Genomic DNA, 22,442 nt, shown 5'->3' with positions numbered 1-22,442 from the left:
GGCTCTCGCATGGGGGGCCGGGACTCTCACGCCCGGGGGCGCCCCTACGGCACGGGCAGCGGCGTGACGTCGTCGTTGCCGTCCACGTGGAAGCTGCCCTTGTCCTTGCCGAACACCTTGCCGTGCTTGAGCCACTGCTTGGACATCGTGTGCAGGGTCGTCCGGCGGCCCTCCCAGGGCCACTGATGGCTGGCGCAGGACACCCTGAACATCAGCTTGTCCTGCCCCGGGACGGTCTTGTACAGCTCGGTGACGGACAGGCCCAGCGTGGTCACGGTCTTGTCCAGGTCGCCGTAGACGATGCACACCGGGACCTCGCCGCCGAGCACCCCGTGCAGCGGCACCGTCTGCTTGTTCCAGCCCCACCAGAAGGGCTGGCGCTGCCGGCTCACTCCCTCCGTCCGGCCGTCGGGCAGCACCTTGCCCCAGGTGCGCCCCTTGGTGTCGCTCGCCATGATCTCGGCCCAGACCAGGTCGACGAGGGCGTCGAGGTCGTCGCCGTGCTGGCCGGGGCAGTCCGTCCCGGCCTCGGCCTCCAGGGCCGCCTTCAGCCCCGCCTTCGTACCGAGGTTCATCGGGAACGGCGGGGTGTTCACCGGCATCGTGGACGGCGCACCGAACTCGGTCCCCGGCGCACTGGCCTGCCCGTCGGGCCGGAAGACCGGCGCCTGGAGGAACAGGCTGCGGACGTTCTCCTTGTGCTGGATGGCGTACGGGCCGAACGCGAAGGCCGCCGCCGAGTTGCCGATGAGGTCCGGTTTGCCGACCCCGGGGTGCACCTCCGTCCTGATGTACTCGACGACCCGGTGGACCTCGTCCCAGTCGCTCTGCGAGTTGTTCAGCTGGAACTTGTACTCCGGCGCGCAGGGGGCCGTGAGCGGCAGGTTGGGGTCCGTCACCCGGCTGTGGTGGGCCGGGTTCGCGTTGCACGGGTTGTCCATCCTCGGGCGGGGCGAGCGGCCCATGCCCTGGAGGTCCATGACGAACACGTCGTAGCCGGCGTGCGCCAGCACGCGGGACCAGCTGTAGTCGCCGGTGCCGATGTCGTACACCGCCAGGGCGGGCACCGTTCTTCCGTGCAGCATCAGGACGGGGCGGCGCTTGTCGATCGGGGTGCCCGGCGGGGTCCCGTCGTACTCGCGGACGAACAGGCTGACCAGCTCGTTCTCGTTCGCGGGGACGGTCGACTTGTGCTGGACGGCGTGGTCGGTGTGCTTGATGGGCATGCGGGACTCCCGTTCCGTCGGCGGCCGCCCCGGGGCGGGCGGCCGGGCGCGCCCAGGATCGGGGCCGCCGGGCCGCCCGGTCCCGGGACGGGCCGGGCGGGCGGCCGGGGACGACCCCATCGGGGCGTGTGGCCGGTCCGATCGGTCGGCGCGCGGCGGGGGCGCGCGGCGGTCGGGGTCCACCGTCCAGGTGTGACCTTCGCCGCTCCCGGGGCAGGGGCTGTCCACATGGGTTACCCGCAAGTAGCATGGGCGGGGTGAGCGCGCGCTCAGTCGCGGTGCGCGCTCCCGCGCAGCAGTGCCATCCCGCACCTGGAGGAGAGCCAACGTGCCTCGTACCGTCAGGGACGTCGTCTTCGTCGACGGCGTCCGCACCCCGTTCGGCAAGGCGGGCCCGAAGGGCATCTACCACGAGACCCGCGCCGACGACCTCGTCGTGAAGGCGATCCGGGAGCTGCTGCGCCGCAACCCGGACCTCGACCCCAAGAAGATCGACGAGGTCGCGATCGCCGCGACCACGCAGATCGGCGACCAGGGCCTGACGCTGGGCCGCACCGCGGGCATCCTCGCGGGCCTGCCGCAGTCGGTCCCGGGCTACTCGATCGACCGCATGTGCGCCGGTGCGCTCACCGCCGTCACCGCGGTCGCGGGCGGCGTGGCCTTCGGTGCGTACGACGTCGCCCTCGCCGGCGGTGTCGAGCACATGGGCCGCCACCCCATGGGCGAGGGCGTGGACCCGAACCCGCGCTTCGTCTCCGAGAAGCTGGTCGACGAGTCCGCCCTGTTCATGGGCATGACCGCCGAGAACCTGCACGACCGGTACCCGACGATCACCAAGCTCCGCGCCGACGAGTACGCCGTGCGCTCACAGGAGAAGGCCGCCAAGGCGTACGCCGACGGCAAGATCCAGCAGGACCTGGTCCCGATCTCGGTGCGCAACACCAACGAGGCGGCCGGTGAAACGGGCTGGGGCCTGGTCACCGCCGACGAGCCGATGCGCCCGGGCACCACGCTGGAGAACCTGGCCGGCCTGAAGACCCCGTTCCGTACGCACGGCCGGGTCACCGCGGGCAACGCCGCCGGTCTCAACGACGGTGCCACCGCCGCGATCATCGCGTCCGAGGACTTCGCCCGGGAGAACAACCTCCCGGTCAAGATGCGCCTGGTCTCGTACTCCTTCGCGGGTGTCGAGCCCGAGGTCATGGGCTACGGCCCGATCCCGGCCACCGAGAAGGCCCTGGCCCAGGCCGGCCTGACGATCGAGGACATCGGTCTCTTCGAGATCAACGAGGCCTTCGCCGTGCAGGTCCTCGCCTTCCTGGAGCACTACGGCATCGCCGACGACGACGCCCGCGTGAACCAGTACGGCGGCGCCATCGCCTTCGGCCACCCGCTCGCCTCCTCCGGCGTCCGTCTGATGACGCAGCTGGCCCGCCAGTTCGAGGAGCAGCCGCACGTCCGCTACGGCCTGACCACCATGTGCGTCGGCTTCGGCATGGGCGCCACGGTCATCTGGGAGAACCCGAACTTCAACGCCGAAGGAGACTCCAAGTGAGCACCACCGCTGAGCTCCTGAAGGGCGCGGCCGAGCTGTTCCCGGACGAGGTCGTCACGCAGGCGCACGTCCGCCACCTCGACCTGCCGTTCGGCGCGGGCCGCTTCGCCCTGATCACGCTGGACAACGGCTTCGACCACACCAAGCCGACCACCTTCGGCCCGCAGTCCCTCGCCAACCTGAACACGGCGCTGGACCAGGTCGAGAAGGAGGCCGCCGAGGGCTCCATCGTCGGTGCGGGTCTGACCGGCAAGCCGTTCATCTTCGCGGTCGGCGCCGACCTCAAGGGCGTCGAGCTGCTGAAGAAGCACGAGGAGGCCCTGGCCATCGGCAAGGGCGGCCACGACGTCTTCAAGCGCCTCGCGGGCCTGGCCGTCCCCACCTTCGCGTACTACAACGGCGCGGCGATGGGCGGCGGTGTCGAGGCCGGTCTGCACTGCACGTACCGCACGGTCTCCCGCGCGCTCCCCGCGTTCTCGCTGCCCGAGGTCTTCCTGGGCCTCGTCCCCGGCTGGGGCGGCTGCACGATCCTGCCGAACCTGATCGGTGCGGAGAAGGCGGTCTCGGTGATCATCGAGAACTCGCTCAACCAGAACAAGCAGCTCAAGGGCCAGCAGGTCTTCGACCTGGGCATCGCGGACGCCGCCTTCGACGGCGCCGACTTCCTGGAGCAGTCGCTGCTGTGGACCGCGAAGGTCCTCAAGGGCGAGACCGAGGTCGTCCGTCCCGAGATCGACCGCGGCGAGGGCTGGGACGCGGCCGTCGCCAAGGGCCGCGCCATCGCGGACTCCAAGGTGCACGGCGCCGCCCCGGCCGCGTACCGCGCCCTCGACATCATCGAGGCGTCCAAGGACGGCGACCTGCAGAAGGGCTTCGACGCCGAGGACACCGCGCTCGCGGACCTCATCATGGGCGGCGAGCTGCGCTCCGGCATCTACGCCTTCAACCTGGTCCAGAAGCGCGCCAAGCGCCCGGCCGGTGCCCCGGACAAGTCCCTGGCCCGCCCGGTCACCAAGGTCGGCGTCGTCGGCGCGGGCCTGATGGCCTCGCAGCTGGCGCTGCTCTTCCTGCGCCGCCTGGAGGTGCCGGTGGTCCTCACCGACATCGACCAGGAGCGCGTGGACAAGGGCGTGGGCTACGTCCACGCCGAGATCGAGAAGCTGCTCGGCAAGGGCCGTATCAACCAGGACAAGGCCAACCGCCTCAAGGGCCTGGTCAGCGGTGTCCTGGACAAGGCCGAGGGCTTCGCGGACGCGGACTTCATCATCGAGGCCGTGTTCGAGGAGATGACCGTCAAGCAGAAGGTGTTCGCGGAGGTCGAGGCGGTCGCCCCGGCGCACGCGATCCTCGCCACCAACACCTCCTCGCTGTCCGTCTCGGAGATGGCCTCCAAGCTCCGCCACCCGGAGCGCGTGGTCGGCTTCCACTTCTTCAACCCGGTCGCGATCCTCCCGCTCCTGGAGATCGTCCGCGGCGAGCAGACCGACGACGCCTCCCTGGCCACGGCCTTCGGCGTCGCCAAGAAGCTGAAGAAGACCGCGGTCCTCACCAAGGACGCCCCGGCGTTCGTCGTGAACCGCATCCTCACCCGCTTCATGGGCGAGATCCAGAACGTCATCGACGAGGGCACCCCGGTCGTCACGGCGGAGAAGGCCATCGAGCCGCTCGGCCTGCCGATGTCCCCGCTGGTGCTCCTGGAGCTCGTGGGCCCGGCCATCGGCCTGCACGTGTCCGAGACCCTGAACCGCGCCTTCCCGGAGCGCTTCACGGTCTCCCCCAACCTGAAGGCGGTCGTCGAGGCCGGCAAGCGCGGCTTCTACGTCTACAACGCGGAGAACGGCTTCAAGCCGGAGCTGGACCCCGAGGTCGCCGCGCTCCTCAAGCAGGGCGACTCCGTCCTGACCGAGGAGCAGGTACGGGACCGCGTCCTGGACGCCGTCGCGCAGGAGATCGGCCTGATGCTGGAGGAGGGTGTCGTGGCCGAGGCCCAGGACATCGACCTCTGCCTGATCACCGGTGCCGGCTGGCCCTTCCACCTGGGCGGCATCACGCCGTACCTGGACCGCGAGGGCGTCTCGGAGCGCGTGAACGGCAAGAAGTTCCTGGCCCCGGGCCTGGCGAGCGTCCCCGCCTGAGCCTGAACGGTGCCGTCCGGCTGCCCGCCCGTGGAACCGCCACGGGCGGGCAGCCGTCTTTCCGGGCAGCCGTGCCGGATCTTCGGGCGGCCGTACGGGACCGGGCGGGGGGACCCCGTACCGGATTGGGCCCCGTCCCGGGCGCGTGGAAGAATGCCCGGTCTCGCACCCACCAGGAGACCTGGTGCCACGTCAACCCGAGGCGGAAGGACGCCCCATGCACCGGCCGCGCACCCGGCTGTCCCGCCGCGCGCTCCTGATGGCCGGCGGCTCGGCCGCCGTCGTGGTCTCCGGCGGGCTGCTCGCCGGCCGGCTGGCCGGCGGCCCCGAGGAGCCCACCCGCGTCGGCGTGTTCGACGCGGCCGACACCACCGAGGTGCTGGCGCCCACCCGCCTCGCCCAGACCACCGTCGCCCAGTCCTTCGCCTTCGACGACACCCGCGGCGAGGTGTACACCGTCCAGCTCGTCCAGGGCGGGCTGCGCCTGCCGGATGAGGCGGAACGTTTCTCCAGCGAGGTGCGGGCCCGCAGCGGCGACCTGTGCGTCACCCGGGTCCCCGCGGACGGCGGCGACCTCCAGCACATGGTCCTGCGCGGCTTCGGGCACGGCGTCTCGATGGGCGTCCAGCCCACCCGCAGCGGCGTGTGGCTGTGGACCGAGTCGGACGCCGACCCCACGACCGGCTACGGGCGTGCCGTGGCCCGGATCCCCTTCGAGCCCGGCGCCGTGCTGGACAGCGACGACCCGTCGGTCCGTCACCACCGGCCGGTCCCCGGCTCGTTCGCGAACCAGCCCGTCTACGACGCCGTCGAGCACCGCGTGATGGTCGCCTACCAGACCGCGCGCAGGCCCGACCGGCAGTGGTACGCCGTCTACCCCGCGGACTCCTTCGCCGCCGGACGGTACGAGGAGCTGTACGCGGTCCGCCAGGCGGGCCGGGAGCCGGACGAGACCTTCCAGGGCTGCGCGCTGTACGGCGACCACGTGTACCAGGTGACGGGCAACGAGTTCACCGGCGGCAAGGGCGGCAACCCGCGCTCCTCCGGGGGCAACACCGTACTGTCGGCCGTCGACCTGCGCACCGGCCGGGTCGACGGCCGCGCTCCCGTCACCGCCGCGCTCTCGCTGCCCTACCGCGAGCCCGAGGGGCTGGCGGTGCGGGTGACGGACCGGCCCAGGCTCTGCGTGGGCTTCGCCACCGGCGACTCCGGCGACCGCAGGCTGGCCGTGCACGCCTTCGGCCCGGCGGGCGGCTGACCGGGACGCGGAAACCCCGTACCGGAGGGGCGGGGACCGCCCGGCTCAGGCGCCGGGCAGCGGGCGCCGGTCGGAGACCTCCAGGGTCAGGTTGCCGGCCTTGGTGGCGTACAGGTGGCAGACCGGCTCAAGTCCCATGGCGTCCGCGGGGCCGACGACGACGCCCTGCCGGCTGCGGTCGGTCACGGCGTCGCCGCGCGAGGACCCCAGCCGCACCTCCTTCGCGACCCCCTGGAAGGAGACGGAGAGGAAGACGTCCCACAGGCCCCCGGTGATGGGGCGGTGCCCGTCGGCGGCCGACAGGTCGATCCGCGCCTCCCACGAGGCGAGCCCGCGCTCGATCTTCGGCGAGGCCGCCTTCAGCTTGGGCGAGTCGAACGCGAAGGTGCGGAAGCGCAGTTCGGCGCCGGTGCGGCGCTCGCGGAGCACCACCCGGGTGTTCGGGTCCCGGGTCGGCAGCTGCTCGATGTAGGCGGTGCCCAGCAGCTGGAGGGTGGCGTCCGTCCAGGTCACCTTGGTGAGCTGGTGCCTGGCGCGCAGGGTGTGGGTGATCTCGTACCGGTCGTCGGGCACGCCCACGTCCGGGTCGCGGAAGTAGGGGTACTTCCGGAAGACCCGCCCGTTCTCGATGATCTGCTCGGGCTTCTCCTTGTCGAGCTCGTACGCGACGAGCCGCTCGGCCTCGGCGAACCGGCCCAGCCGGATCAGCTCCAGGCGGACGGAGAGCGGCCGCGGCAGCTTGGCGAACACGCCCGGGGTCCCGTACGCCTCCAGCAGTTCGCGGCACTCGGACATGACCTGCCAGCGCAGCTCGGTGTCCTTGCTGGCACGGTACGGGGCGCCGGTGGCCTTGCCGAGCTCCAGCTCGAAGTGGCGGGCCATCACGTGGTCGCGGCCGGGGCCCGGCGGGACCCGCTCGGCCACCATCTGCACGAGCTGCCGGGTGATGGCCATGCGGTCGGTGAGGGAGCCGCCGAACCGGGAGGCGTTGACCCCGGCGACCCGGCGGGCCTGCTGGACGCAGACGGTGTCCGCCACGACCGAGACGCGGTCGGCGTACAGGTACGCGAGGGCGGTGAAGGCCACCTCCTCACCCAGCCGCCAGTCGGCGGGGAAGCGCAGGAAACAGCGCTCGACCAGGGTGCGGCGGAACAGCTTGTCGGGGCTGAGGGACCAGTAGACCCGGGAGGCGAAGACGTCCGCGTCGGCTGCGTTGCGGGCGAACATCGACGTGCCGACCTTCTGGCCGTCCAGGCCGGCCACCTTGCCGAGCACGATGTCGGCCTCGTTCTGGTCGGCGGTGGCGACCATCCGGCGCAGCGCGCCGGGGGTGAGCCGGTCGGTGCCGCTGAGGAAGAACAGGTGGCGTCCGGTGGCCTGTTCGATGCCGGTGTTGCGGGCCTCGGCGGGCGTCTCGGACGGCGGGAGGGCGGCGAACCGGAGGAAGCCGGGGTACTGGACGGCCCACTGCTGGAGCAGTTCGCGGGAGCCGTCCTGGGAGCCCCGGTCGAAGGCCAGCACCTCGACGCGGAAACCCTCCTCGGCCTGGGCCAGCACCGAGGTGAGGCAGTCTGCGAGGCCGGGCAGGGCGTTCGCCGCGTCGATGACGACGCTGACGTCGGGCTGGTCCTGGGGGTTCACGGGGCGGTTCACCATCTTCGTCGCGTACGGGGCCTGGGCGGCCGGGGTCCGGGGCCGGCGGCGGGGCCGGTCAGCCGGTGCGGGCTTCGGGCGGCCAGGGCAGTTCGCCGATGATCTTCGGCTGGCGCCAGGGCAGGTGGGCGGTGGTGCCCGCGCCGTTCGCGCCGGGCGGGGTCAGCAGGCCGGGGGTGGCCGACAGGTCGCCGACGTACACCACGACCTGTCCCTCGGCCGTCTCGCCGTGCGGGGACCGCAGGGTGTAGGCGAAGCCGTCGTACCCCTGGGCGCCGGGCGCGGCCTGGTAGGCGAGGACGCCCTCGGGGGTGACCGAGACCGTGCCGTGGCGCGCCTGGCCGTGGCCGGTGAGCGCGGTGCCCGGGGGCATGCCCTGGCGCGGGTCGAGCAGGGCGGGCAGGTGGGCGGTGTGGGGGGCGACGTTCAGGGCGCGGCCGGGTACGTGGAACCGGCGGATGCGCACGCCGAGGTCGGCCAGCGGATCGGTGCGGACGAGCTTGCGGGGCTCCTCGCCGGGCACGGCGGCGGAGATGGCCGGGCGCAGCACGGGTTCGGCGGTCTCCGGCCGGATCCGCAGCGTGAGGTAGCCGGTCTCGGCGGCGCCGCCCTGGGCGCGTACCCGGTAGGCGTGGCGCTCGGGGAGGTACTCGACGCCCTGGACGGCGAGGACGTCGGCGGCCTCGCCGAACCCGAAGGGGCGGGTGTCGAGGTAGCCGTAGGCGTGCCGGGCGCCCGGGGCGGCCTGGACGGTCAGCGCGAGGCGCAGGGTCTGGCCGGGGGCGGCGGAGAGGGCCGGGTGGACCTCGGAGTGGACGGCGGCGACGGCGGAGTTGCCGGGTCGGCCGGGCTCGGCCACCTTCACGACTGTGAGCAGGTAGGTCACTTCATCACTCCCGGCTTGGCGACCCCGGGGCCGCTGGGCGCGCGGACGGCACCGGCGACCCGGGACTTGGCGTCCTCGGTGGGCGCGGCGACGCGTTCCTTGGCGCGCCGGTCGGACTCGGCGACGGAGACCCAGCCCATCTCCTCGGCGGTGAACTCCGTGCGGTCGAGTCCGGTCACCTGGTGGGCGGGGATCAGCCCCTGGTCGCGCATGGCGCGGGCGATGAACCGGGCGAACTCGGTGCAGCCCTCGGCGCGGCAGTGGGTGTCGTCCCAGCCCTTGATGTTGGCGAGCGGGTTCTCGTACTGGCGCAGGTGGGTGAAGAGGTCCTTGCTCACGTCGGGGCCGAGGGCCTCCCACCACTCCAGGCTCTGGGCGTAGAGGTCGATGAGCGGGGTGGAGGTGTCGGCGGCCACCTCGCGCATCGCCATCGGGTAGGTGGTGATGTAGCGGATGAGGTTGTCGTGCTTGTCGAACTTCCGCCGCTCGTGCGTCATGACCAGGACGGGGTGGGCCTGGTGCTCGCGGGTGAGCTGGACCATGGCCTTCAGGTACAGCTGGTAGTCGGCGTGCGGGCCGGCGTACAGGCCCTTGCCCGGCTTGTAGTCGACCTGGCCGAACGTGATGATCACGTAGTCGCCGGGGCTGACGTTGTTCAGGATCCACTGGAACCGGCCGCGGTCGAAGAAGCTCATCGAACTGGCGCCGGCGCGCGCACAGTTGACGATCTCGACGTCGGGCGTGAAGAACAGCTGGAGCATCTGGCCCCAGCCCGCCATCGGCAGGTAGTCCACGCCGCGGGTGATCACCGTGGAGTCACCCGCGAGGAAGATCCGCCGCCGGGGGCCGCCGTGCCCCTGCATCGCCGTCATCGCGCTCAGATCCCCTCGGCGTCCTCTGCATCGGCGTCGCGCTCGTCGCCCTTGGCGAAGGCGTCGGCGAGGTCGCCCTCGGGCACGGCCACCGTCTTGAAGGGGTCCTGCCGGCGTACGTCGATGACGTGGCCGGTGAGCTGCGAGATGAGCACGTCGACCGAGGTGCGGGCGACGGACTCGGAGGTGAGCAGCGAGTCCGCGGGCTCGTCGCCGAAGGCCTTGGTGCGCATCGGGGTGCGGGTGCGCTCGGGGTTGACGCAGTTGACGCGGATGCCGTCGGCGGCCCACTCGTCGGCCAGGGCCTGGGTGAGGTTGACGGTGGCGGCCTTGGCGGAGGAGTAGAGGCTGTAGCCGGCACGGCCGCGGGTGTAGCTGCTGGAGGTGTAGAGCAGCAGCTGGCCGCGGGTCTTGGCGAGGTACTGGTGGGAGGCGCGGGCGATGTGGACCGGGGCGAGGTAGTTGACGAGCGTGGCGCTCTCGATGGTCGCGTGGTCGGTCTCGGCGAGCTTGCCGGTGCGCAGCACGCCGGCGGTGTTGACGACGTAGTCGATGCGGCCGGCGCTCTCGTACGCCTCGGCGAGGGCCTTCTCGACGTGGGTGGGGTCCTCGACGAAAGTGCCGGTGCCGGAGCGGCTGAAGCGGAAGACGGTGGCGCCGTAGGACTCGGCGAAGTCGGCTATGTCGGCACCGATGCCGTAGCTGGCGCCGAAGACGACGAGGGAGGTGCCCTGGAGGGCGGCGCGGTAGGTGTCGTCGTCGCCGTGGGCGGGCGCGGCCTGGTGGGCCAGCTGGAAGAACTTGTCGGCGATGAAGATGTCGACCGGGTGGGTGACCTTCATGTTGTGCTCCTCGCCCTCGACGACGTGCACGGGCACATCGGGGAGGTAGCGCAGGACCACGGAGCAGTCGTCGGTGGCCTCGAAGTTCGGGTCGCCGGCGGCCACGGCGTAGGCGCGGCGGATGGTGGAGAGCAGGAAGGCCTGGGGGGTCTGGCCGCGGCGCAGCCGGGAGCGGTCCGGGATGTCCGTGATGAACTCGCCGTCCTCGCCGTGGGTGCGGGTGACGATGATGGTGTCGGCCGAGGGGATGGCGACGTCGACGGCCTCGTACTTGTCGAGGGCGGCGACGCAGTCGTCGATGACCCGCTGCGAGAGCAGGGGGCGGACGGCGTCGTGGAAGAGGACCTTGGGGTCGGCCTCGCCCTCGGCGAGCCCGGCCGAGATGGCGTCGATGGCCCGGCAGGTGGTCTCGTTGCGGGTGGAGCCGCCGGCGATGACGCGGCTGACCTTCCGCAGACCGGCCGCGGCGACGATGGCCTCGACGTCGGCGACGTAGTCGGGGTGCATCACGACCATCACCTCGTCGACCGAGGAGGTCTCCTCGAAGACGGCGAGGGTGTGTTCGAGGATGGTGCGCCCGGCGATCTTGACGAGCTGCTTGGGGATGGCGAGACCGACCCGCTGGCCGGTGCCGCCCGCGAGGACGACTGCGATCGTTCGGGCAGTGAGGGACAAGACGACTCCTCGGCTCTGCTGTCTGGTGAAGGGGTGGGCGCCGGCGCGGGCCCGAGCGGTACGGGCAGGCCCTGGAGGGGCCTAGAAGTACTGCTCCATGGAGTTCGGGTGGTGTTGCCTGATCACGCGGATCGGCATGGTGGCGTCGTGCATGACCGTCTGCCCCCGGGTGAACGGGTTGGCCAGGATCGGTTCGGCGACGTCGCCGGGCGGGAACTTCTCGGAGGCCTTGGTGAACAGCGCGTTGACCGCGTCGTTGAAGCGGACCATCGAGTCGCCGTCGCCGAGGAGGTAGCGCTTGAGGATGGCGCGGTGGTCGGCGAGCCGGTCCCGGCCGCCCGAGCGGGCGGCGTCGACCCCGGTCTGGAGGTCGGCGCAGGACGGGCCGAGGATGTAGGCGGCCGAGGCGGCGGGGTTGAGCTGCTTGAACAGCTCGGGGTCCATGTCCGAGGGGTTGCAGACGACGTACGGCTTCTCGCTCTGCACGAAGTCGGAGACGACACTGGAGATGTCGCTGATCATCATGTCCGACTCGTTGTAGCAGCTGTAGAGCGAGGGCAGCTGGCCGGTGACGACCTGGTGGCGGTCGTGGCCGCGCGACTGCCAGAAGGTGTCGTGCCACTCGCCCTGGAGCTGTTCCCAGGACTCCTTCGGCGGCTTGGCGAGGGCGGCGCGGTCCTTGTCCCAGATGCCGTAGACGCCGACGACGGTCCAGGCCTTGAGCTTGCCCATGCGCCCTTCGAGCTCGGCGAGCCGCTTGTCGCCCTGGGCCATCGCCTTGGCGGCGGCCCCGGCCTGCTTCTCGCGGCGGGCGTTGTCGGCCTCCAGCATCGCGATGATGCGGCGGTGGGCGCGGGTGGCCTGGATGGAGCGCTTGCCGGTGAGGGGGTGGGGCTTGTAGATGACGCGGACCGGCTGGTCGAGGTTGAGCAGCATCCGGATCATCTTCTCGCCCATCAGGACGAGGGAGGTGTGGTACGGGTCGGCGGTCCAGCCCTCCCAGGTGGGCGCGTACATGATGGTGGTCATGTGCTCGCGCGGCCGGGGGCCGACGGTCTCGACGGCGCTGAGCTGGGGACGGCCCACGCGGACCAGGTCGGCGGCGGGGATGGTGCCGCGCAGGCGCTGGTAGCGGTCCTCGCCGGCCTCGCCGGCGGTCCAGATCTCGTCGTAGACCTTGCTGACGCGGTTGGAGCTGGCGAGCTTGTCGCTGTCGCCGTGGCCGATGAAGACGTGCTTGGCTTCGGCGATGCGGAGCATGTGGACGTTCTTGCCGGCGTTGGCCGGGTAGAGGATGACCCGGGCCTCGGGCAGCTCCAGCAGCGAGAGGTCGTCGGCCTTGGGTATGCAGACCACCGGCAGCGGGGTGTACGCGAGGAAGCGCAGGGTGGTGACCTCGCGCAGCACGATCAGGGGGCGGCGGCCGAGGCGGGCCAGCGTGTCCAGCCACATGTTGACCTGGTAGGCGGAGTCGCGCGCACCGGCGGCGTAGCTGAAGTACAGGACCACTTCGGGCTTGTACTTCGCGACCTGCTGGTTGAGGATCTTGAAGGTCCGCTCGTGGCTGGGGACGCGGCGGCACTGGCTCACCGTCGGCAGCAGCATCAGCATGCCGACGACCGCGAGGGTGACGGCGAGGGCGACGCCGAGCACGCCGAAACCGATGATCTTCGTGTAGTGCGAGGCGAGGGCGCCGGCGATGACCGCGGTGTCCAGGTACAGGAGCTTGCGCTCGTGGCTCTTGAACGCGATCGGCGGGGGCGGCTCCGGCATGTTCAGCTTGCTCAGGTCCAGGTTGCGCACGCGGACCGGCAGCGCACGGCGGCGCTTGATGAACATGCAGAGGAACGTGCAGACGAGGCGCAGCGAGTGCACGGCGACGAAGCCGAGGAAGACGACGACGAACGCGTCGCCGTCGATGCCCGCGACGCCGCGCAGCATCACCAGGACGGAGAGCTCGCGCACCAGGACGCGGATGGACAGGCCCCACTTGAGCTTGCCGAGGAACCTGATGAGGTCCGGCTCGTGCTTGTGGAGGTGGATGTCCGAGAGGTAGCTGAGCGCGAGGGCGCCCGTGAAGACCCAGAAGTACCCGAGCACGGCCGAGACCAGCATGGCCAGGTAACTGCCCAGCAGCGTGAGAAGGACAAGCACGTTCTTGTCCTTGCTGATCTCCGCATGGCGGATCAGCGCGGCGATCACAGTCGTCCTCTTCTCTCGTCGGCGCTGCGGACACCAGGCAAAAGAGTCAGAAGGGGAGGCGGCTGAGGCCACATCAACAGGACGGAGAAGCACCCGCGGTGACGGTCAGGCCGAGTTCCCCGCGTCGACTTCCAGCCTTCACCTCAGCTTTACCTGGAGTGAGGAATAGTACCCGCCGGATTGTCACGGGCATGTAACCGCCGGAATAACTCGGGCAACCCGGACAGCCGTCACACCGTCCGCACCGACCCCGGGGCCGCTACCCGATGGTCTCCCACGCTGCGAAGTCAAGGGCCTGACCCGGTATCTGCCGGGTCACCTCAAGACGCCCGGAAGGGGACAGTGTGGCGATCATCACCCGGCCGGTGCGGTCCCGGACGACCGCGGGCGGTACGAGAGTTCGCCGGCCGGTCGGCGACCACCACACCCCCGATTCCGGCGCCCCGTCGACGTACGTGCCGATGGCACACGTCCCCCGCTCGTCCTCGGCCGCCAGCACCGTGCAGCTCCAGCCGCCCACCGGAACCCCCTGGACACCGGTGATACGCCCGGTAACCCCCGGCGCGTTGAGGCCCGCGGGACCCTGCGCGCCCCACCGCCACTCGCACGGCTCGCCCGTCTCGGCGTACCGGTAGCGCAGCGCGCCCGCGTCCGGAGCGGCGGCCAGGGAGCCGGGCGCCGGGTGCACGGGCACTCGCCGGTCCTCGGCCCAGGCGCCGTCCGGCCCGCCGCGGTGCCAGCGGACCGTCCCCGCGTGGTCCCGCAGCCGCGCGTACAGTTCGACGCCGCCGTCGGGCACGCGCAGCGCGGCCAGGTCCTCGGAGGCCCGGGTGCCGCGCAGCAGGGTCCAGCCCGACCAGGCGCCGTTCTCCCGCTCGTAGCAGTGGTTGAGGGTGTGCAGGTCGTTGCGGAGGAAGAGGTGCAGGGTGCCCGCGCCGTCGCAGACGGCCGCCGGCATGCCGATGAACTTGCCGCGCTCCGGCTCCGAGCGGTGCGGGTTGTTCTTCACGTGCCAGGGCCCGAGCGGCCGCCCGGTCTGGTACTGGAGGGCGCCGACCACCTCGGTGCTCCAGTCGGCACCCGCGGTGGTACGCCGCAGCCCGAGCAGCCGCGCGTACCCGTCCGGCCCCTGTACGACGGTCAGCCCGGGCAGCAGGCGCGGCACCGGCAGCAGCTCCGGGCCGCCCCACCGCCCGTCGGCGCCCTCGGTCCAGCGCACCACCGCGCCGGGCACCGGCAGGTACGCGGTGACCCGGCCGTCGGTGCCGCGCACCGCCCACCGGAGCGGCGCCGGGTAGCGCGGCCGCGAGGCGACGGCGGGCCAGGCGTCGTGGTCGACGACCCGGCAGTCCGTGAACACCGGGGTGCCGGTGGCGCGCTGGTACTCCTCCACCGCGTCCAGCACCGCCAGCGCCAGCTCGCTCTCCCAGGCCCCGGCGGCCCCGCCGTCGCGCACCGCGTGCGGGTCGCCGGTGACGACCCGGTCCGGCCGTACGGCGTACAGCTCCCGCAGCAGGGTGTCCGCGAGGCCCTCGGGGCGCAGGGGGCGCGGGGCGGCGTCGGCCGGGCAGCCGCGCCGGGTGGCCTCGGCGGCGGCGTGCGCGTACGCGGACCGGTCCTCGGCACCGCCGGCGTCCGGGCACAGCGCGGTGACCGCACCGGGCCCCCGCTCCTCCCCCAGCAGCACGGCGGCGGCCCGCACATGGGGCGCGACCAACAGGACGCGGGTGCCCGCGTGCGCCGGCGCTGCGCCGTCCAACCGGGGTTCTGCGGTGCGCACACCCTCGGTTCGGCTGTCGACTGCGCGCACTTGCCCCTCCCGGTTCCCTTTCCCGACACAACGGGTTCGTCTCGCGGTACCCGCGAGCACGATAAGGGCACTCCCGTTCGACGTGCACGTTTGCCTATAGTTCTCGGGTATCGCTCCACGGCCGCAGCGTGCAGACCCCCGGCTCCGCTGCCGGAGAGCGAATGACCGCCCGGTCCCCCGCAGAGGTGGCGGTCGCCTCACCCACACGACCGATCACCGGGATCGAAGGACTTCAGACGGCATGACTCAGGCAACCGAAGCACCGCCGCGTTCCCGCCGGGCCCCCCGCAAGAGCAGCCGGGGCGGCAAGGCATTCAAGATCATCCTGCTGGCCCTGCTCGTCCTCGTCCTCGTCGGCGGCGGCGCGCTCTGGTGGATGTACAGCCACCTCAACGGCAACATCGACAGCGTGGACCTGGACAAGGCCATCGGGGACAACCGCCCGGAGAAGGTGGTGGCCGGCGCCCAGAACGTCCTGGTCCTCGGCTCGGACTCGCGCAGCGGCGCCAACGGCGACCTCGACCACGGCGACGTCGGCGGTACCGCCCGCTCCGACACCGCGATGCTGATGCACATACCCGAGGGCCGGTCCAAGGTGACCGCGGTGAGCATCCCCCGCGACACCCTGGTCACCCGGCCCGAGTGCAGGAAGAAGGACGGCGGGACGCTCCCGTCGAAGAAGCGCGTGATGTTCAACTCCATCTACACCGTGGCCGGTCCGGCCTGCGTGGTGAACACGGTGGAGAAGATGTCGGGCGTCCGCATCGACCACTTCGTGGAGATCGACTTCGCCGGCTTCAAGGGCCTGGTCGACGCCCTCGGCGGCGTCACCGTCACCACGGACAAGCCGATCCACGACACCAAGGGCGGCTTCACCCTGGAGCCCGGCACGCACAAGCTCAACGGCACCGACTCGCTGAAGTTCGTCCGCACCCGCTACGGCTACGGCGACGGCAGCGACCTCGGACGCATCGGCCTCCAGCAGCAGTTCATGCTCGCGATGCTGACGGAGATCAAGAAGCAGGACGCCCTCGGCAGCCCGGCGCGCCTGTACAAGCTCGCCGACGCCGGCACCAAGTCCCTGACGACCGACTCGGACCTGGCCTCCCTCACCGCCCTGGCCGACTTCGCCAAGTCCATGAAGGGCGTCGACGCGAGCACCATGGAGACCATCATGCTGCCGGTGGCCTACGACAAGGTGGACCCCAACCGCGTGGTCGTCGCGGAACCGCAGGCCACCGACCTGTGGGCGGCCGTGCGCGAGGACCGGAAGATCCCCGCCTCCGCCAAGAAGTCCCCCGCGACGGGCGGCTGACGGACCGCCGGACACCCCGTCCGGCCCGGCACGTACGCAGCGTGGCCCCCGCCTGTCGGACAGGCGGGGGCCACGTCGCGTGCGGCTCAGACGCGGCCGCGCTCGTTCATCCGGCTGTGCGAGCGCCCGTACAGGAAGTACACGGCGAAGCCGATCACCATCCAGATGGCGAACCGCAGCCAGGTCTCCCCCGGCAGGTTGAGCATCAGCCAGACCGACGCCGCGATGGACAGGATCGGGATCACCGGCACCCAGGGGGTGCGGAAGGCGCGGTGCAGGTCCGGCCGGGTGCGGCGGAGGATGATGACGCCCAGGGCCACCACCACGAAGGCGAACAGGGTGCCGATGTTCACCAGCGTCGCCAGCTCGTTGATGCTGGTGAAGCCCGCGACGATGGCGATGACGACACCGAGCAGGATGGTCGGCCGGTACGGCGTCCTGAAGTGCGGGTGGGTGACCGAGAAGAACCGCGGCAGCAGCCCGTCACGGCTCATCGCGAAGAACACGCGGGTCTGGCCCAGCAGCAGGATCATGCAGACCGTGGTCAGACCGACGGCGGCGCCGAAGCTGATGATGCCGCCGTACACGGGATGCCCCGCCGCCTTGAAGGCGTCGGCCAGCGGGGCGCTGGTGGACAGCTCCGTGTAGTGCTGCATGCCGGTGACCACCAGTGAGACCGCCACGTACAGCACGGTGCAGATGAGCAGGGAGCCCAGGATGCCCCTGGGCATGTCCCGCTGCGGGTGCTTGGTCTCCTCGGCGGCGGTGGCCACCACGTCGAAGCCGATGAAGGCGAAGAAGACCACGGACGCGGCCGTGAAGATGCCCATGACGCCGAAGTTGGTGGGCTCGTAGCCGAACATCAGCTGCACCAGCGGGGCATCGAGCCCCGAGCCGCCCTCCTGCTTGACGGCGGGCGGGATGAACGGCGAGTAGTTGTCGCCGACGATGAAGAACAGGCCCGCGATGATCACGATCATCACCACGGTGACCTTGATGGCCACGACCAGCGCGGTGATCCGCGCGGACAGCTTGACGCCCACCACCAGGATCACCGTCAGCACCAGCACCAGGAGGAAGGCCAGCAGGTCGAAGGTGCCCCCTGGCACGTCGGGCCCTTCCAGGGCCCGTGGCAGGTGCCAGCCCGCGTTGTCCATCAGCGACCGGACGTACCCGGACCAGCCGACCGCGACCACCGCCGTGCCCAGCGCGAACTCCAGCACCAGGTCCCAGCCGATGATCCAGGCGGGCAGCTCGCCGATCGAGGCGTAGCTGAAGGTGTACGCCGAACCGGCGACCGGCACGGTCGAGGCGAACTCGGCGTAGCAGAGGGCGGCCAGGGCGCAGGCGACACCGGCGGCCACGAAGGCCAGGGCGGTGGCGGGACCCGCGGTCTCCTTGGCCACCTTGCCGGTCAGCACGAAGATGCCCGTGCCGATGATGACGCCGACGCCGAAGACCATCAGGTCCCAGGCCGACAGGGACTTCTTGAGCGCGTGCTCGGGCTCCTCGGTGTCCAGGATGGACTGCTCGACCGTTTTGGTCCGGAACATGCCGTCGGCCCGGCCGGGCCGCCCTGGTCCCGTGTCATGCTGCGTGCTCACCGGCGTACCTCCACGCACTCGTCGTGATGGCCATCATGGGAATCCGGGCGGCCCGGGACGGCTTGGTGGGGCTCCGTACGGGTGCTTTTCACGCGAATGGGCCGGTCGGACCACCCATTAAGGGTGACCCGACCGGCCCTGATGCTCAAGGCGGGATCCCGTCAGGACCCGCCGTCCGGAGTGCCGGAGGCGTACGCACGCCCCGGCGCCGGGGCGCGGCGCCGCGTCAGTCGGCGGCGGCCTCCACGGCCTCGCTGTCGAAGCGGCCGTCGAGCTTGGCCACCAGGCCGGTGACCTGGCGGGCGATGTCGGGCGCGGTCAGCCCGATCTCGGCCATGACTTCGGCGCGGGAGGCGTGGTCGAGGAACCGCGGCGGGATGCCGAAGTCGCGCAGCGGCATGTCCACGTCGGCGTCGCGCAGGGCCTGGGCGATGGCGGAGCCCACGCCGCCGACCCGGCTGTTGTCCTCCACGGTGACGACCACGCGGTGGCGCTCGGCGAGCGGGGCCATGGCCTCGTCGACCGGCTTGACCCAGCGCGGGTCGACGACGGTGGTGGAGATGCCCTGCCGGTCGAGCAGGTCGGCGATCTCCAGGCACATCGGGGCGAGCGCGCCCACGGAGACCAGCAGGACGTCGGGCCGGTCGGTGCCGGCCTCGCGGAGCACGTCCATGCCGCCGACGCGGCCCACGGCCGGTACGGCCGGGCCCACGGCGCCCTTGGAGAAGCGGACCACCGTGGGGGCGTCCTTGACCTCGACGGCCTCGCGCAGCTGGGCGCGGACCTGGTCGGCGTCGCGCGGGGCGGCGAGCCGCAGGCCCGGCACCACCTGGAGGATCGACATGTCCCACATGCCGTTGTGGGAGGGGCCGTCGGTGCCGGTGACGCCGGCCCGGTCCAGGACGAAGGTGACGCCGCACTTGTGCAGGGCCACGTCCATCAGGACCTGGTCGAAGGCGCGGTTGAGGAAGGTCGCGTACACGGCGAAGACGGGGTGCACGCCGCCGGTGGCGAGGCCGGCCGCGGAGACCGCGCCGTGCTGCTCGGCGATGCCGACGTCGTACACGCGGTCCGGGAAGGCCTTGGCGAACTTGTCGAGGCCGACCGGCTGCAGCATCGCGGCCGTGATGGCCACGATGTCCTCGCGCTCCTTGCCCAGGGCCACCATCTCCTCGCCGAAGACGGAGGTCCAGTCGGCGCCGGAGGAGGCGATCGGCAGGCCGGTGTCCGGGTGGATCCTGCCGACGGCGTGGAAGCGGTCCGCCTCGTCCTGGAGGGCCGGCTGGTAGCCGCGGCCCTTCTCGGTGAGGCAGTGGACGATGACCGGGCCGCCGAAGCGCTTGGCGCGGGTGAGGGCGGACTCCAGGGCCGTGATGTCGTGGCCGTCGATGGGGCCGACGTACTTCAGGCCGAGGTCCTCGAACATGCCCTGGGGGGCGATGAAGTCCTTCAGGCCCTTCTTGGCGCCGTGCAGGGTCTCGTACAGCGGCTTCCCGACGACCGGGGTGCGCTCCAGGATGTCCTTGCCGCGGGCCAGGAACCGCTCGTACCCGTCGGTGGTGCGCAGGGTGGCCAGGTGGTTGGCCAGGCCGCCGATGGTCGGCGCGTACGAGCGCTCGTTGTCGTTGACGACGATGACCAGCGGGCGGTCCTTGGCGTCGGCGATGTTGTTGAGCGCCTCCCAGGCCATGCCGCCCGTGAGGGCGCCGTCGCCGATCACGGCGGCGACGTGGTGGTCGGCGCGGCCGAGCACCTCGTTGGCCTTGGCCAGGCCGTCGGCCCAGCCCAGCACGGTGGAGGCGTGCGAGTTCTCGATGACGTCGTGCTCGGACTCGGCCTGGGCCGGGTAGCCGGACAGACCGCCCTTCATCTTCAGCCGGGAGAAGTCCTGGCGGCCGGTGAGCAGCTTGTGCACGTAGCTCTGGTGGCCGGTGTCCCAGAGGACCTTGTCCTTCGGCGAGTGGAAGACGCGGTGGAGCGCGATCGTCAGTTCGACCACGCCGAGGTTGGGGCCCAGGTGCCCGCCGGTCTTGGAGACCGCGTCGACCAGGAAGGACCTGATCTCCGCGGCCAGCTGGTCCAGCTGCTCCGGGCTGAGCCGGTCCAGATCGCGCGGTCCCGTGATGCGGGTCAGCAGCACCCGTGCCTCCTTGCAGTTGCTTGCTGGTCTGTCGAGTCTAATGTTCCACGCCGAAGTGCCCGGTACCGCGTCCGCGGTACCGGGCACTCGACGGTGTGCCCCGGGCCGCCGGAGCGGCCCTTTCCGGCCGCGCTAGGCGCGTCCGGCCGTCTTCTGGGTCTTGCGGGTGACGGAGTCGATCACCACGGTGGCCAGCAGCACCGCGCCGGTGATCATGTACTGGATCGGGGTGGCGATCCCCTCCAGGGCGAGACCGTACTGGATGGACGTGATGACCATGACGCCGAGGAGGGCGTTCCAGGTGCGGCCGCGGCCGCCGAAGAGGCTGGTGCCGCCGATCACGGCCGCCGCGATCACGTTCATCAGCAGGTCGCCGGCGCCGGCGCTCTGGTTCGCCGCCGCGATCTTGGAGGCCCAGAACAGGCCGCCGACGGCCGCGAAGGTGCCCGCGATGGAGAACACGGCGATCCGGACCGCGGTGACGTTGATGCCCGCGCGGCGGGAGGCCTCGACGCTGCCGCCGAGGGCGAAGACCTTGCGGCCGAAGGAGGTGCGGCGCAGCAGGAAGTCGGTGCCGACCAGGACCACCAGGAAGAGCAGCATCGCCAGCGGCAGGCCCTTGTACTGGTTGAAGACCGCCGCGGCGCCGAAGGCCACGACCGCCAGCAGGCCGGTGCGCAGTGCGATCTCACCGACGGGCCGGGACGGCACCCCGGCGGCCGCACGGCGGCGGGCGTCGAAGAAGGAGCCGAGGAAGTACGCCACGACCGCGACCAGCGCCAGGCCGTAGGCGGCCGCGACGTCGGTGAAGTAGTACGTGGTGAGCTTGCCGACCAGGCCCTCGGAGTCGAGGTTGATCGTGCCGTTGCTGCCCAGGATCTGGAGCATGAAGCCGGACCAGAACAGCAGGCCGGACAGGGTGACGGCGAAGGCCGGGGCGCCGATCTTGGCGAAGAAGAACCCGTGGATGGCGCCGATGAGGGCGCCGCCGGCGATGGCGACGAGCACCGCGAGCCACTCGTTGACACCCTGCGTGACGGTGAGGACGGCGACGATGGCGCCGGAGACACCGCTGACGGAGCCGACGGACAGGTCGATCTCGCCGAGCAGCAGGACGAAGATGATGCCGACGGCGATCATGCCGGTGGCGACCATCGTGACCGCGATGTTGCTCAGGTTCTCGGCCGAGAGGAAGTTGGAGTTCAGGCTCTGGAAGATGGCGCAGATGATCAGCAGGCCGACGACCACGGGCAGCGAGCCCAGGTCACCGGCGCGCATCTTGCGCTTGAACTCTCCGACGTAGCCCGCGAGGCCCTGCTCGCGGACCAGCAGGCGCGGGTCCACCGCGGGGACCGCGGCGAGGGGGATCTCGTCCGCCTGGGTCGCGGGGCCGGGGACCTCGGCGTCGACGGGCGTGTGTTCGGTGCTCACTTGCGAGCCTCCCCGGTGCGCGCCGCACGGCGGGTCACGGCGTTGTCCGTGGCTCCCGTGATGGCGGAGATGATCTCTTCCTGCGAGGTGTCCGCGACCTTGAAGACACCGTTGTTGCGGCCGAGGCGCAGCACGGCGACCCGGTCGGCCACCGCCTTGACGTCGGCCATGTTGTGGCTGATGAGGATGACGGCGTGGCCGCGCTCGCGGAGCCGCTCCACCAGGTCGAGCACCTGGGCGGTCTGCTCGACGCCGAGGGCGGCGGTGGGCTCGTCGAGGATGACGAGCTTGGGGTCGCCCAGCATGGAGCGGGCGATCGCCACGGTCTGGCGCTGGCCGCCGGAGAGCGAGGCGATGGGGATCCGCACGCTGGGGATGCGGATGGACAGGGTGGTCAGGAGCTCGCGGGCGCGCCGCTCCATCTCCACCTCGTCGAGGACTCCACGACGGCGCAGCTCGCGGCCGAGGAAGAGGTTGCCGACCACGTCGATGTTGTCGCAGAGCGCGAGGTCCTGGTAGACCGTCGCGATGCCGAGGTTCTGGGCGTCGTGGGGCTTGGTGACCTGCACGGAGCGGCCCTCCCACTCGATGACGCCGTCATCGATGGGGTGGACTCCGGCGATCGTCTTGACCAGCGTGGACTTTCCGGCGCCGTTGTCGCCCACGAGGGCGACGACCTCTCCGGCGTGGATCTCGAGGTCTACGTCGGTGAGCGCCTGGACGGCGCCGAACCGCTTCGAGACGCCTCGCAACGCCAGCACGGGCGCAGCGGACACATGAACCATCTCCTTCGCCGCCTGACCGGCGGGGATGTCGTACAGAGAAGAGCGAGAAGGGA

At 71.4% G+C, this 22,442-nt stretch carries 15 protein-coding genes; 4 read left to right on the top strand and 11 right to left on the bottom strand.

Annotated elements, in window-relative coordinates:
- Positions 1 to 44 precede the first annotated feature (44 nt).
- Positions 45 to 1,226 (bottom strand): alpha/beta hydrolase, encoded by a 1,182-nt coding sequence (locus ACIF6F_RS27880; RefSeq protein WP_399952359.1) that lies wholly within the window; start codon positions 1,224 to 1,226, stop codon positions 45 to 47.
- A gap of 328 nt (positions 1,227 to 1,554) precedes the next feature.
- Between ACIF6F_RS27880 and ACIF6F_RS27875 the strand changes: the two genes are divergently transcribed.
- From ACIF6F_RS27875 to ACIF6F_RS27865, 3 genes are all read left to right on the top strand, one after another.
- Entirely contained in the window at positions 1,555 to 2,781 is a 1,227-nt protein-coding gene (locus ACIF6F_RS27875; protein ID WP_399952356.1) for a thiolase family protein, read from the top strand.
- Positions 2,778 to 4,916 (top strand): 3-hydroxyacyl-CoA dehydrogenase NAD-binding domain-containing protein, encoded by a 2,139-nt coding sequence (locus ACIF6F_RS27870; RefSeq protein WP_399952353.1) that lies wholly within the window; start codon positions 2,778 to 2,780, stop codon positions 4,914 to 4,916. Before ACIF6F_RS27875 ends, ACIF6F_RS27870 begins: the two co-directional genes overlap by 4 nt.
- A gap of 217 nt (positions 4,917 to 5,133) precedes the next feature.
- Positions 5,134 to 6,174 carry a signaling protein gene (locus ACIF6F_RS27865; RefSeq protein WP_399952350.1) on the top strand — a complete coding sequence of 347 codons (1,041 nt, stop codon included), beginning with the start codon at positions 5,134 to 5,136 and terminating at the stop codon, positions 6,172 to 6,174.
- A 45-nt stretch (positions 6,175 to 6,219) separates the two neighbouring features.
- Here ACIF6F_RS27865 and ACIF6F_RS27860 read toward each other — a convergent pair whose 3' ends face one another.
- The 6 genes from ACIF6F_RS27860 to ACIF6F_RS27835 form a co-directional block, all read right to left on the bottom strand.
- Positions 6,220 to 7,830, bottom strand: a complete 1,611-nt coding sequence (locus ACIF6F_RS27860) for a glycosyltransferase family 2 protein (RefSeq protein ID WP_399952347.1) — start codon at positions 7,828 to 7,830, stop codon at positions 6,220 to 6,222.
- 55 nt (positions 7,831 to 7,885) lie between these two features.
- Positions 7,886 to 8,713: an Ig-like domain-containing protein gene (locus ACIF6F_RS27855; RefSeq protein ID WP_399952344.1), complete on the bottom strand. Its 828-nt coding sequence runs from the start codon at positions 8,711 to 8,713 to the stop codon at positions 7,886 to 7,888.
- Positions 8,710 to 9,585 carry a rhamnogalacturonan acetylesterase gene (locus ACIF6F_RS27850; RefSeq protein WP_399952341.1) on the bottom strand — a complete coding sequence of 292 codons (876 nt, stop codon included), beginning with the start codon at positions 9,583 to 9,585 and terminating at the stop codon, positions 8,710 to 8,712. The genes ACIF6F_RS27855 and ACIF6F_RS27850 overlap by 4 nt, the downstream gene beginning before the upstream one ends.
- Positions 9,586 to 9,590: 5 nt before the next feature.
- Complete coding sequence (locus tag ACIF6F_RS27845) at positions 9,591 to 11,102, bottom strand: SDR family NAD(P)-dependent oxidoreductase (RefSeq protein WP_399952338.1); 1,512 nt, start codon at positions 11,100 to 11,102, stop codon at positions 9,591 to 9,593.
- Between the two features lie 81 nt (positions 11,103 to 11,183).
- On the bottom strand, positions 11,184 to 13,304 hold the full coding sequence (locus ACIF6F_RS27840; RefSeq protein ID WP_399952334.1) for a hypothetical protein: 2,121 nt from the start codon (positions 13,302 to 13,304) through the stop codon (positions 11,184 to 11,186).
- Positions 13,305 to 13,563: 259 nt separating this feature from the next.
- The gene (locus tag ACIF6F_RS27835) at positions 13,564 to 15,063 is read right to left on the bottom strand and encodes a hypothetical protein (protein WP_399952331.1); all 1,500 of its coding nucleotides are present in this window, start codon (positions 15,061 to 15,063) and stop codon (positions 13,564 to 13,566) included.
- A 292-nt stretch (positions 15,064 to 15,355) separates the two neighbouring features.
- On the opposite strand from ACIF6F_RS27835, the gene ACIF6F_RS27830 reads away from it, so the two are divergent.
- On the top strand, positions 15,356 to 16,429 hold the full coding sequence (locus tag ACIF6F_RS27830; RefSeq protein WP_399952328.1) for an LCP family protein: 1,074 nt from the start codon (positions 15,356 to 15,358) through the stop codon (positions 16,427 to 16,429).
- Between the two features lie 86 nt (positions 16,430 to 16,515).
- Here the strand turns inward: ACIF6F_RS27830 and ACIF6F_RS27825 are convergent, their stop codons facing one another.
- From ACIF6F_RS27825 to ACIF6F_RS27810, 4 genes are all read right to left on the bottom strand, one after another.
- Positions 16,516 to 18,033, bottom strand: coding sequence for an amino acid permease (locus tag ACIF6F_RS27825; RefSeq protein WP_399952325.1), 1,518 nt, complete (start codon positions 18,031 to 18,033; stop codon positions 16,516 to 16,518).
- 226 nt (positions 18,034 to 18,259) lie between these two features.
- A complete protein-coding gene (gene dxs / locus ACIF6F_RS27820) occupies positions 18,260 to 20,173 on the bottom strand; it encodes a 1-deoxy-D-xylulose-5-phosphate synthase (protein WP_399952322.1) in 1,914 nt (637 codons plus the stop codon).
- 132 nt (positions 20,174 to 20,305) lie between these two features.
- On the bottom strand, positions 20,306 to 21,604 hold the full coding sequence (locus ACIF6F_RS27815; RefSeq protein WP_399952319.1) for a sugar ABC transporter permease: 1,299 nt from the start codon (positions 21,602 to 21,604) through the stop codon (positions 20,306 to 20,308).
- On the bottom strand, positions 21,601 to 22,389 hold the full coding sequence (locus ACIF6F_RS27810; RefSeq protein WP_399952316.1) for an ATP-binding cassette domain-containing protein: 789 nt from the start codon (positions 22,387 to 22,389) through the stop codon (positions 21,601 to 21,603). The genes ACIF6F_RS27815 and ACIF6F_RS27810 overlap by 4 nt, the downstream gene beginning before the upstream one ends.
- Between the last annotated feature and the right edge of the window lie 53 nt (positions 22,390 to 22,442).

The organism is Streptomyces sp. NPDC086023 (assembly GCF_044540325.1).
Lineage (GTDB): Bacteria > Actinomycetota > Actinomycetes > Streptomycetales > Streptomycetaceae > Streptomyces.
Note: the sequence above shows the minus strand (reverse complement) of the source record. Positions and strands in the feature narration are given on the sequence as shown.

Bases quoted from the DNA above. Each gene is read 5' to 3' on its own strand.
- ACIF6F_RS27880 (WP_399952359.1), bottom strand. From the start codon at position 1,226: ATGCCCATCAAGCACACCGACCACGCCGTCCAGCACAAGTCGACCGTC.
- ACIF6F_RS27830 (WP_399952328.1), top strand. From the start codon at position 15,356: ATGACTCAGGCAACCGAAGCACCGCCGCGTTCCCGCCGGGCCCCCCGC.
- ACIF6F_RS27850 (WP_399952341.1), bottom strand. From the start codon at position 9,585: ATGACGGCGATGCAGGGGCACGGCGGCCCCCGGCGGCGGATCTTCCTC.
- ACIF6F_RS27860 (WP_399952347.1), bottom strand. From the start codon at position 7,830: ATGGTGAACCGCCCCGTGAACCCCCAGGACCAGCCCGACGTCAGCGTC.
- ACIF6F_RS27865 (WP_399952350.1), top strand. From the start codon at position 5,134: ATGCACCGGCCGCGCACCCGGCTGTCCCGCCGCGCGCTCCTGATGGCC.
- ACIF6F_RS27810 (WP_399952316.1), bottom strand. From the start codon at position 22,389: ATGGTTCATGTGTCCGCTGCGCCCGTGCTGGCGTTGCGAGGCGTCTCG.